The sequence below is a fragment of the Streptomyces sp. NPDC001231 genome (genome assembly GCF_042896885.1).
GTDB lineage: Bacteria > Actinomycetota > Actinomycetes > Streptomycetales > Streptomycetaceae > Streptomyces.
In genome coordinates this window covers 59,276-70,274 of record NZ_JBIAXS010000021.1, presented here as the reverse complement: position 1 = coordinate 70,274, position 10,999 = coordinate 59,276, and the positions used below count along the sequence as shown (strand labels likewise).

Genomic DNA, 10,999 nt, shown 5'->3' with positions numbered 1-10,999 from the left:
GGAATCGGCGATGATCGTCGGACGTACGTCCGTCACGGCACCCAGGAGCCCGCCCGTTGAGAGCACTGATCCCCCGCGTTCTCGCGCCGACTGTGGCACTCCTGCTGCTCGCGGGCTGCGCCGCCCACCAGGACGGTGCCGGTCGCGGCGACGGCCGCGGCGACGGTGCCGCCCGCCCGGCCGCCGGGCGCTGGCAGCCGCGTCCGGGAACGAGCTGGCAGTGGCAGCTCAGCGGCCGTCTCGACACCTCCGTACCGGCCGAGGTCTACGACATCGACGGCTTCGACCACTCGGCGGCCACGGTCGCCCGGCTGCACCGCGAGGGCCGCAGGGTGATCTGCTACCTCTCGACCGGCGCCTGGGAGGAGTTCCGCCCGGACGCGGGGAGGTTCCCGGCCTCCGTCCTCGGCCGGGGCAACGGCTGGGAGGGCGAGCGCTGGCTCGACATCCGCCGTACCGACGTCCTCGAACCCCTGATGGCGGCCCGCCTCGACATGTGCCGCGAGAAGGGCTTCGACGCGGTGGAGCCCGACAACATGGACGGCTACAGGAACCGCACAGGCTTTCCGCTGACGGCCGCCGACCAGCTCCGCTACAACCGCCTGGTGGCGAAGCTGGCCCACGACAGGGGCATGGCGGTGGGCCTGAAGAACGATCTGGACCAGATCCCGCGACTGGTGGCGGACTTCGACTTCGCGGTCAACGAACAGTGCGCCCAGTACGGCGAATGCGCCGAGCTGGAGCCCTTCGTCGCGGCGGGCAAGGCGGTGTTCCACGCCGAGTACGAGCTGCCGACGAGCCGCTTCTGCGCGCAGTCCCGGCGGCTGAGGCTCAGCTCGCTGCTGAAGAAGTACGAACTGGGGGCGTGGCGCCGGACCTGCTGAACCGCCCGGCTCAGCGCAGGGCCAGGACGACCAGCACCGTGGTGGCGGCCGTCTCGGCGAGCGCGCCGAAGACGTCGCCCGTCACGCCGCCGAAGCGGCGCGTGCAGTGGCGCAGGAGGAGTTCGGCGGCGGCCAGGGCGGCGACCACCGCCAGCGCCGTGAGCACCCAGGCGTGGGAGCCGAGGAAGGCACCCGCCGCCGCGGCGGCCGCCGCGACCACGAGGGCCGCGCCGAACGCGCCCGGCACCGGGACCACCCCGGCGACCGTGGCGCCCAGTCCCTCCGGCCGGGCGGCCGGCACCCCGGTGCGGGCGGCCAGCGTCAGGGCCAGCCGGGCGACCGTCGCCGAGACGACGGCGGCGAGCGCGCCGCGGGCCCAGGATCCGTCGTAGGCCCGGGTCAGCGCGGCCACCTGGGCGAGCAGCACGAACACGAGGGTGATCACCCCGAAGGGGCCGATGTCCGACTGCTTCATGATCCGCAGCGCGTCCTCGGCGGGCTTGCCGCTGCCGAGCCCGTCCGCGGTGTCGGCGAGCCCGTCCAGATGCAGTCCGCGGGTCAGCGCGGCGGGCACGGCGACGGTGGCGACGGCGGCGAGCGGCGCGTCGGCGCCGGCGAGGAGCAGCAGCAGTCCCACGGCCGCCGCCGCCACCCCGACGACGAGTCCGGCGAGCGGCGCGCAGAGCATCCCGCCGCGCGCCGCCTCGCGGTCCCAGCGGCTCACCCTGACCGGAAGGACGGTGAGGGTGCCGAAGGCGAACCGCGGCCCGTGCGGCGAGGGGATCCTGAACACGCGGGCAGACTACGGGACCTGCGGCGGCCCCCCGGCGGGCGGGCGGGCGACAGGGGAAGGCGGCACACTGCATACATGGGGCACTGGCTGGAGCGGAACATCGTCGAACCCGGCAAGCTGCCCCTGCTTCTGGCGCTGGCCGCCTTCGTCCTCACCTTCGTGGTCACCCGGGTGATCACCCGGCTGATCCGCGCCGGGAAGGGCCCCTTCGGCAACGTCAAGGCGGGCGGGCTGCACATCCACCACGCCGTGCCCGGCGTCGTCCTCACCGTCCTCGGCGGTTTCGGAGTGGTCGCCAGCAGCGGCCGGCACGAGGCCGCCACGGCGGTCTTCGCCGTCGTCTTCGGCGTCGGCGCGGGCCTCGTGCTGGACGAGTTCGCGCTGATCCTGCACCTGGACGACGTCTACTGGACCGAGTCGGGCCGCAAGAGCGTCGAGGTCGTGGTGCTCACCGCGGCGCTGGTCGCCCTGGTGCTCGCAGGGTTCTCGCCGTTCGGCGTCAACAACCTGTCCCAGGCCGAGTTGCAGGACCGCGGGGCGGTCATCACGAGCGTGGTCGTGAACTTCGTCTTCTCCCTGGTCGCCCTGAGCAAGGGCAAGGGCCGCATCGCCCTGTTCGGCGTGATCATTCCGTTCGTCGCGCTGTTCGGCGCGATGCGTCTGGCCCGCCCCGACTCCTACTGGGCCCGGCGCTTCTACCGCAACCGCCCGCGCGCCCTGGCCCGCGCCGGCCGGCGCGCCGACCGGCACGACCGCCGCTGGTCCGGCCCCCGCCGCGCGTTTCAGGACTGGATCGGCGGCAAACCGGACCAGCAGCCGGCCCGCCTGCCCGGGCGCAGATGACGCCGGGGCGCGCGGCACCCGGTGCCGGGCCGCCGACAGCGCGCACAGCAGCAGCGCCCCCGCGATCGCCGCCAGATGCTCCTTGCCGGCCAGGTTCTGCTTCAGTCCGACCTCCAGCGCCATGGCCGCGGTCACCGCGCCCGCCGTGACGTACGCCCCGTAGCGCCAGCCGACGTAGACCGCGAGGCCGACCACGGCCGCCGACGGGCCGGTGTCCACCACCTGCGCGTCCGTGCTGGGCAGGCCGAACGGGCGGTGCGGGCCGAGGGCGATGCCCAGGCGCGCGTACAGGGTTCCGGAGAGGGTGGCTGAGTAGGCGACGACGAGGGTCCGAGGCCGGCCCAGGCAGATCTCGGCGATGCCGAACACGCACAGGACCTGCGCCAGCGCGCCCCACACCGGCAGGTCCAGCGCGGGCACGAACAGCGACAGGGGAGTGCGCAGCAGCGCGAGCCACAGCGGCTCCTCCGCCCGTACGGCCCCGAGGTGCTGCACCAGGCCGTAGCCCCAGGACTGGTTCTGCACCAGATGGAGCACCGCCGTCAGGCTCACCGCTCCGGCGGTCATCGGAACGGCCCGCAGGCGCCGCTTCTGCAGCGACTCGCGCACGGTGGCGTACAGCAGCCCCCATTCGGCGCGCGCCCAGCGGGCCAGTGCGGTCATCCGTGCGTCTCCAGGTGCCCTCGGTGCAGCCACTTCGGCGGTTCCGGCGGCTCCAGGAACCCCTCGGCGCGCGCCGCGGCGAGGCCGATGCGCAGCAGGTCCGCGCTCTTCTCGAAGAGCAGGAACCGCGGCTCCCAGATGGGCCGGTACTTGGCGTTCGCCCGGTACAGCGACTCGATCTGCCACCAGCGGGAGAACAGTCCGAGCAGCGAGCGCCACAGCCTCAGCACCGGTCCGGCGCCGAGGCGTGCCCCCCGTTCGAAGACCGAGCGGAACACGGCGAAGTTGAGCGAGACCTGGATGATCCCGATTTCCCGGGCGCGGCGCAGCAGGTCGAGCACCATGAACTCCATGAGCCCGTTGCCGGCGTGCCGGTCGCGCCGCATCACGTCCAGGGACAGCCCGTGCGGCCCCCACGGCACGAAGGACAACAGGGCCCTCAACTCGCCGCCGGAGTCATGGCACTCCAGCATCACGCACTGCCCGTCCCGCGGGTCGCCGAGCCGGCCCAGCGCCATGCTGAAGCCGCGTTCGGTGGGCCCGTCCCGCCAGTCGTCCGCCCGGTCGATCAGGTACGCCATCTCGTCCGCGGGGATGTCCTGGTGCCGCCGGACGCGCACCGAGTACCCCGCCCGTGCGACCCGGTTGTAGGCCTGCCGCACGGTCCGCATGGCCCGCCCGTCCAGGGTGAAGCCGTCGACCTCGACCACGGCCTCGTCGCCCAGTTCCAGGGCGTCGAGACCGTGCCGCGCGTACACCGTGCCGGCCTCCTCGCTCGCGCCCATCACGGCCGGGCTCCAGCCGTGCACCCGTGCCTCGGCCAGCCACTCCTCGATGGCGCCGGGCCAGGCCTCCGGGTCGCCGAGCGGGTCCCCGGAGGCCAGGGACACCCCGCCGAGGACGCGGTAGGCGACGGCGGCCTTGCCGGTCGGCGACCAGATCACGCTCTTGTCCCGGCGCAGCGCGAAGTAGCCGAGCGAGTCGCGCTCGCCGTGCCGCTCCAGCAGTTCCCGCAGCCGTCTCTCGTCGTCGGCGGTGAGCGGGTCGACGGCCCGGCGGGAGCGGAAGGCGGCGTACAGGACGGCGAGGACGAGGGCCGTGGACAGTACGTTGATCGACACGTTCACCCAGTTCGGGGTGTGGATGTCGGGGAAGCGGGCCTCGGAGGCGGCGACCGAGACCAGCCGCAGCGTGCCGTAGTGCCAGCGCTGGAGGTACGTCGAACGGGCCGCGTCCGGGGCGTGGTTGGTGACCGTCACCAGCAGCGCGGCGAGCAGCGAGGAGACCAGCAGCCCGCCGAGGCCGACGGCGGCGGCGAGCCGCGGGTTGGCACGGTCGCCCTTGGCGTAGAACTCGCGGCGGCCGAGCAGCAACGCGGCGACGAAGGCGGCGGTGAGGGCCAGGGAGATCCAGTTCTGCGCCGAGCGGCGGATCTCCGGGAACGTCATGGTGAACGCGAACAGCGCGAGGAACGGCCCGGACAGCGCCAGGTTCAGGATCCAGGCGGCCCGCTTGCGCCGCCGCATGGTGATGGCCAGGAAGGCGGCGAGCACGCCGGAGGCGAAGCCGGCGGTCAGCAGGTACGGCGTGAAGAGGTCCTCCTGGTTGTGCCGCCGCACGTCCTGCCCCAGGGAGACCCACGCCGCGCTGAGGAAGTTGACGAACGCGACCGCCCGCAGGTACCAGACGGCGAACGCGGCCGCCCGCCGCGAGGCCCCGCCGCCCGGCCGTCCCGCCTCGGCCGCACGAACCGGGGCCTGCTCCTCACGCACGGCAATTCGGGCATCTCCCATGAACAGCGATCATATGGGCGCCGCGTCGACGAACGTCCCTTTTCGCCCGCCGTCCGTGCGCGACGCGGCCCGCCGTCGGTGGGTGCCGGGGCCCGCCGCGCGGGGGTGGCCGTCCGGTCCTTCACGGCTGATCGCCGTGTTCCCGCACGGATCCGGGGGGCGACGTTGCGCCGCGGCGCGCGGGCGGCGAGGACGCCCGGCCGGACGGTGCCGGTGGGTGCCGCCCCAGGTGGGCGTCCCTTCGCTGCGGCCGCGGCCGGCGGGGGCGTGGTTCGGTGGCGTAGAGGTCGCGGCTCCGCCGGGCCATGCCCGTGCCGCCTGAGTGGCGGCCGGTGTCCGGCCGGGGCGGGTTCCGTCGAGGGGTGCCCGTCGTGCGGCTACTCCTCGGCTGTCTTCTCCTCGGCCTTCCCGTCCTCGGCGGCCTTCTCCTCGGGCGCTTCGTCCTCGGTCGCCTTGGCGTCCGTGTCCTCCGTGTCCTCCGCGCGCTCGGGCAGCTCCGCGGCCAGCGCGGCGGCGCTCTGCACCAGGGGCAGCGCCAGCAGCGCCCCCGCCCCCTCGCCGACCCGTACGCCGTGGTCCACGAGCGGCTCCAGCGCCATCCGGTCCAGCGCCTTGGCCTGGCCCGGCTCGCCGCTGTCGTGACCGGCCAGCCACCAGTCAGGCGCCCGGAACGCCACCCGCTGCCCCACCAGCGCGCACGCCGCCGACACCACGCCGTCCAGGATCACCGGCAGCTTCCGCACCGCGCACTGCAACAGGAAACCCGTCATCGCGGCGAGGTCGGCGCCGCCCACCGAGGCCAGCAACTGCAACTGGTCCCCGAGGACGGGCCGGGCCCGCCGCAGCGCGTCCCTGATCGCCGCGCACTTGCGCATCCACGTCAGGTCGTCGATCGGCTCGCCGCCGCGGCCGGTCACCACCGAGGCGTCCGTCCCGCACAGCGCGGCGATCAGCACGGCGGCCGGCGTGGTCCCGCCGACGCTGATGTCGCCCAGTACCACCAGGTCCGTACCGGAGTCGGCCTCCTCGTCGGCCACCGCGACACCGGCCCGGAAGGCGGCCTCCGCCTCCTCGAGGGTCAGCGCGTCCTCGATGTCGACGCGCCCGCTGCCGCGTCGCACCCGGTGCCGTACGACGTCCTCGGGCAGCGACTCGGGCGCGCAGTCCAGCGCCATGTCGACCACCCGCACCGGCACGCCGAACCGCCGGGCCAGCACGGACACCGGCCGGCCGCCCTCCAGTACCGCCCGTACCAGCTGCTCGGCACCGCCCGCGGGGCGCACCGACACACCCAGTTCCGCGACCCCGTGGTCGCCGGCGAACAGCACCGCCTTCGGCCGTTCGACCGGCCGCACCGGTACGGCGGACTGCGCCGAGGCCAGCCATTCACCCAGGTCGTCCAGCCGGCCCAGCGCCCCGGGCGGCACGATCTGACGCTCCCGGCGCGCCTCGGCGTCACGGCGCAGGCCGCCGTCCGGGCGCTCGATCAGATCGGTGAAGTCGTCGAGATTCAGCGAGCTCATTCGCCGAACAGTACCGGCCCTGATCCAACCGGGCGGCGCCACATCGCCACCACACCCGTACGGCGTCTTTCCGGCCAAGATCCGGATCCCATACGTTCCCTTTGCAGTGACTTGTTCCGCAGTGACCCACCGGGAGCCGCCCATGCCGCCCCTGCCGTACGCCCCGGGGTTCTACGACCCGCGCCGCCTTGCCTACGCCGCCGAACTCGCCCAGGGCACCGGCCGTTTCCAGGAACCGCCCCGTGCGGACTGCCCGTGGTGCGGCTCCGGTCGGCTGCGCACCCGGCTGCGCGCGCCGGACCTGCTCCAGCACAAGCCGGGCACGTTCACCGTCGACGAGTGCCGGGAGTGCGGCCACGCCTTCCAGAACCCCCGGCTCACGGCGGCCGGACTGGCCTTCTACCACCGGGACTTCGACGAGGAGGGCCCGGAGGGACTCGCGGCCCCGGTGCTCGCGGCCCGCCGCGGCCGCCGGCGGCACCGGTCCGACGCGCGCCTGATGAGCACCGTGGGGGAGCCGGAGAGCTGGCTGGACGTCGGCACGGGCCACGGCCACTTCCCCGGGGCGGCGCGGGAGGTGTTCCCGTACACCGCCTTCGACGGCCTTGACCCCACCCAGCGCGTGGAGCGGGCCCGCGAGCAGGGGTGGGTCGAGGAGGCCCACGTCGGGCACCTGGCCGACCCGCACATCGCGGAGCGGCTGCGCGGGCGCTACGACGTGGTCAGCGTCTTCCACCACCTGGCCCATGTACCGGACCCCCGCGCGGAGTTGCGGGGCGCCCTCACCGCGCTGCGCCCCGGCGGGCACCTGCTGATCGAACTGCCCGACCCGCACTGCGTGCCCGCCCGGCTGCTGGGCAGGTGGTGGCTGCCGCACGGCCAGCCGCGCCATCTCCACCTGCTGCCGCTGGACAACCTCCGCGCGGAACTGGAGTCCCAGGGCTGCACCATCCTCGCCACCGACCGCCGCACCCCGCACAGACCCAACGACCTGTCGGCAGCCGTCGCCCTGCTCCTCGCCCACGTGCTGCCCGCCGCCGACGCCCCCTGGCGCGACAACCCGCCCACCGGCCTCCAGCACACCCTGCGCACCGCCCTGGCCGCCCTCGCCGGCCCCCTGGTGGACGCGGTGGCGATCCTGGACCTCCTCCTCTCGCCCCTCCTGCGCCGCGCCCCCGGCCTCTCCAACACCTACCGCGTCGTCGCCCGCCGCCCCCTGCCCTGACCGGCCCTCCCCCCGGCCCGCCGCCTGAAACCGGGTCAGCCGCGCAGCACCAGCGCCTGACCGGCCACCACCAGCAGGACGTGTTCGCACTCCGCGGCGAACGCGGCGTTCAGGCGGCCGAGTTCGTCGCGGTAGCGGCGGCCGGAGGCGGTGGCGGGGACGATGCCCGAGCCGACCTCGTTGGAGACCGCCACCACGGTCCGCCGAGTGGCGCGCAGGGCGCCGGTCAGGGCGGTCACCCGTTCGCGCAGGGCGCGTTCGCCGCCGCCCGCCCACTCGGCGTCGTCCCAGGCGCGGACGGAGTCCATCGCGTCCGTCAGCCACAGCGACAGGCAGTCGACGAGGAGCGGGGGGCCGTCCTGCGCCAGCAGCGGCACCAGGTCGCACGTCTCGGTCGTGCGCCACGAGCCAGGGCGCCGCTCCCGGTGCGCGGCCACCCGGGACGCCCACTCGGTGTCCCCGCCGCGGGTGCCGCCGGTGGCCACGTACAGCACGCCGGGAAAGGTCTCCAGCCGCCGCTCGGCCTCCACCGACTTGCCCGACCGCGCCCCGCCGAGCACGAGCGTGCGCCGGGGTGCATCCGGTACGTCTGGTTCCTTCACGTATGCGCCGACCGTCAGTGTCGTACCGTCCGGCACGGCCCGCGCCCCCGCCGCCGCGAGCCGCCGGCGCAGCTCCGGACCCGGCGGCACGTCGTGGTCCAGGTGGACCGCGACGACGTCCGTGGTCGGCCCCACCGCCCCGACCGCCCGCAGCTTGGCCAGCGCGTCGGGGCGCCCCACCACGTCCGACAGGACCATGTCGTACGTCTCCGCGGAGCCCTCCTCCAGACCGGCCGGCGCGCCGCCCGGCGGCAGGTACAGCAGCCGCCGCCCGTCCGGGCCGGTCACCGCGTACCCGGTGCCGGGGGCGTCCAGCGCCACCGCCCGCACCCGATGCCCTGTCAGCAGCGTCAGCTCCCGCCCGTCCGGCACCCGCTCCGGCTGCGGCAGACCGGCCGGCACCTCGACCGCCGGGCCGTCGTGCGGGTGCGAGAGCAGCACCTGCGCCACGCCGCCCAGCGAATGCCCCGCCCGCGCCGCCGCGAACGCCGCGCCGGGGGTCAGGTCCAGCAGCAGCGCCCCGTCCACGAGCAGCGCGGTCGCCGCCCGCGCGTCCGCGCCGAGCGCGGTCGCGCAGGCCGCGCAGGGACAGTCGGGGCGGGGCAGTCCCGCGGGGGCACCGGTGCCGAGCAGAGTCACGTCCACGGACCCGATTTTCGCCTGCCGCCGCGGGTCCCGCGCATCCGGCCGGGGCCTGTACGGCGGATCGGGCCGACGGGGGGCGCGGCGCTCGCCGTCGGCCCGGGCGCTCGTGCCCGATGCCGGTGTACGGCGGGCATGATCCACCGCTCGGGCGGGAAGCTCACGAGAGGCCCTAGGCTGCGGGCAGCGGGCCGGACCGGGTCCGGCCCGCGCTGTGCAGTGTGCTCACACCAGGGAGGCGTACATGGCGGCATGGACGTGGCGGTTCGAGACGGCCGACGGGACGGAGGTCCAGCCCGCGGTGCAGCCCGAGGAGTTCACCACGCAGGGCGACGCCGAGTCCTGGATCGGGGAGAACTGGAAGGCCCTGCTCGACGGCGGCGCCGACCAGGTGTGGCTGTTCGAGGACGCCAAGGAGATCTACGGCCCGATGAGCCTGCACGCGGACGAGGCCTCGGCGTAGGCGGGCCGGGCGGCCGCCGGTGGCCGGCCGCCCCCGCTCACTGCTCGCCCAGCGTCACGTCCACCGTCTTCTGGCTGCCGTTGCGCGAGAACGTCACCGTGGTCCGCTGGCGCGGCCGGTCGGTGGCGAGGGCCTCCGACAGCGAGGTGATGGTGGTGATGTCCTGGTTGCCGACCTTGGTGATGATGTCCCCGGACCGGATCCCCGCCCGATCCGCGGCCCCGCCGGCCTTCACGTCCACCACCGCGACCCCGGCGGGCTCGTAGTTCGTGTCGACGACGGTGCGTCCGGTGATGTTGAGCGCGGCCCGGCCGGAGTTGACGACCTTGCCGTACCGCACGATCTGGCCGGCGATCGTCTTCGCCGTCGACGCCGGGATCGCGAAGCCGATGCCGGGCGCCGCGCTGCCCCCGAGTTGCGGGTCGGCGGCGGCGAGTGTCGGGATGCCGATGACCTGACCGTTCAGGTTCACCAGCGCGCCCCCGCTGTTGCCCGGGTTGATCGCGGCCGAGGTCTGCACCATGCCGGCGATCGTGGCCCCCGTGCCGCCGTCGCTCCCCTCGCTGACGGTGCGCCCGGTCGCCGACACGATCCCCTGGGTCACGCTCGACGACAGCCCCAGCGGCGAACCCATGGCCAGGACGATCTGGCCGACCTCGACCTTCCCCGACTCGCCGAAGGTGGCCGCCTTCAGCCCGTGCGGCACCTTGTCCAGCTTGACGACGGCGAGGTCCTCGTCCGGGTACGAGGAGACCAGGGTGGCGGTGAGCGACGCCTCGCTGTTCGCCGTGGTCACGAGGAACGTCTTCCCGGTTCCGACGACGTGCGCGTTGGTGACGATGTGCCCCTTGTCGTCGAACACGACCCCGGACCCCAGCTGGTTGCCGGACTGGATCTGCACGACTGACGGCAGTACCGCCTTGATCACCCGCATGTAGTCGTTCTGCAGGTCGTTCACCGAGGCCGCGGTGGGTCGGCGGGCGCCGACGGGGTCCTTGGACGCGCTGGCCGTCGCCTGCGGGTCGGCCACACCGTGGCACCCGGACAGCACCGCGACGCAGCCGACGAGGGCGGCCAGCAGAACGACCGGCCGCGGAGCACGGGGGAAGACATCCATACCCCGAGTCTCTCCGCACGCCACGCACCCGGCTTCCGCTACTCACCCGAACGAGCGGCGACGGCTGACACCCGACGGCACACCTCACAGGTCCGCGACTGGTGGCCGGCGGCGCGCCTCGCACGGGTGCGGCCGGTGCTCTGCGCGTACCGCCGCTCACACAGGTGCGGCTGATGGTCGACTGCGCCCTCGCAGCAGTGCGGCTGGTTGTCGGCGGCGCGCCCCGCACAGGGCCGGCTGCTCGCAGCGCTTACCCCCTGCACACGTGCGGCCGGTGGCCGGCAGCGCACCCAATACAGGTGCAGCGGGTTCTGAGCGGCGCACCTCGCAGGGGTGCGCCGGCCGTCGGCTGCGCTCCCCGCGCGGCGGCTGGTGGTCAGGCGCACGCAGCTTCAGGTGCGGTCGGCCTTCGGCGGCGCGCCAGACACGGGTGTGGCGGTTCTCCAGCCGC

The 10,999-nt window shown here is 74.6% G+C and carries 9 protein-coding genes; 4 read left to right on the top strand and 5 right to left on the bottom strand.

Going from position 1 to position 10,999, the window contains the following annotated elements; all coding sequences use genetic code 11:
- Positions 1 to 56: 56 nt before the first annotated feature.
- Positions 57 to 884 (top strand): endo alpha-1,4 polygalactosaminidase, encoded by an 828-nt coding sequence (locus tag ACFY3J_RS24755; RefSeq protein WP_384187297.1) that lies wholly within the window; start codon positions 57 to 59, stop codon positions 882 to 884.
- A gap of 10 nt (positions 885 to 894) precedes the next feature.
- Here the strand turns inward: ACFY3J_RS24755 and ACFY3J_RS24750 are convergent, their stop codons facing one another.
- Positions 895 to 1,677: an adenosylcobinamide-GDP ribazoletransferase gene (locus ACFY3J_RS24750; RefSeq protein WP_384187294.1), complete on the bottom strand. Its 783-nt coding sequence runs from the start codon at positions 1,675 to 1,677 to the stop codon at positions 895 to 897.
- 75 nt (positions 1,678 to 1,752) lie between these two features.
- Here ACFY3J_RS24750 and ACFY3J_RS24745 point away from each other — a divergent pair, with 75 nt between their 5' ends.
- Positions 1,753 to 2,520 carry a hypothetical protein gene (locus ACFY3J_RS24745; RefSeq protein ID WP_384187291.1) on the top strand — a complete coding sequence of 256 codons (768 nt, stop codon included), beginning with the start codon at positions 1,753 to 1,755 and terminating at the stop codon, positions 2,518 to 2,520.
- Positions 2,521 to 3,179: 659 nt separating this feature from the next.
- On the opposite strand, the gene ACFY3J_RS24740 is transcribed toward ACFY3J_RS24745, so the two are convergent.
- Together ACFY3J_RS24740 and cobT are read right to left on the bottom strand one after the other, a co-directional pair.
- Positions 3,180 to 4,976: a phosphatidylglycerol lysyltransferase domain-containing protein gene (locus ACFY3J_RS24740; RefSeq protein WP_384187288.1), complete on the bottom strand. Its 1,797-nt coding sequence runs from the start codon at positions 4,974 to 4,976 to the stop codon at positions 3,180 to 3,182.
- A 377-nt stretch (positions 4,977 to 5,353) separates the two neighbouring features.
- A complete protein-coding gene (gene cobT / locus ACFY3J_RS24735) occupies positions 5,354 to 6,499 on the bottom strand; it encodes a nicotinate-nucleotide--dimethylbenzimidazole phosphoribosyltransferase (RefSeq protein WP_384187285.1) in 1,146 nt (381 codons plus the stop codon).
- A gap of 142 nt (positions 6,500 to 6,641) precedes the next feature.
- Between cobT and ACFY3J_RS24730 the strand changes: the two genes are divergently transcribed.
- Positions 6,642 to 7,724, top strand: a complete 1,083-nt coding sequence (locus ACFY3J_RS24730) for a class I SAM-dependent methyltransferase (RefSeq protein ID WP_390841762.1) — start codon at positions 6,642 to 6,644, stop codon at positions 7,722 to 7,724.
- A 35-nt stretch (positions 7,725 to 7,759) separates the two neighbouring features.
- Here ACFY3J_RS24730 and ACFY3J_RS24725 read toward each other — a convergent pair whose 3' ends face one another.
- Positions 7,760 to 8,971 (bottom strand): bifunctional adenosylcobinamide kinase/adenosylcobinamide-phosphate guanylyltransferase, encoded by a 1,212-nt coding sequence (locus ACFY3J_RS24725; protein WP_384187280.1) that lies wholly within the window; start codon positions 8,969 to 8,971, stop codon positions 7,760 to 7,762.
- Between the two features lie 241 nt (positions 8,972 to 9,212).
- Here ACFY3J_RS24725 and ACFY3J_RS24720 point away from each other — a divergent pair, with 241 nt between their 5' ends.
- Complete coding sequence (locus ACFY3J_RS24720; protein ID WP_141361578.1) at positions 9,213 to 9,431, top strand: hypothetical protein; 219 nt, start codon at positions 9,213 to 9,215, stop codon at positions 9,429 to 9,431.
- A gap of 37 nt (positions 9,432 to 9,468) precedes the next feature.
- On the opposite strand, the gene ACFY3J_RS24715 is transcribed toward ACFY3J_RS24720, so the two are convergent.
- Positions 9,469 to 10,548 (bottom strand): S1C family serine protease, encoded by a 1,080-nt coding sequence (locus ACFY3J_RS24715; protein WP_384187278.1) that lies wholly within the window; start codon positions 10,546 to 10,548, stop codon positions 9,469 to 9,471.
- Positions 10,549 to 10,999 lie beyond the last annotated feature (451 nt).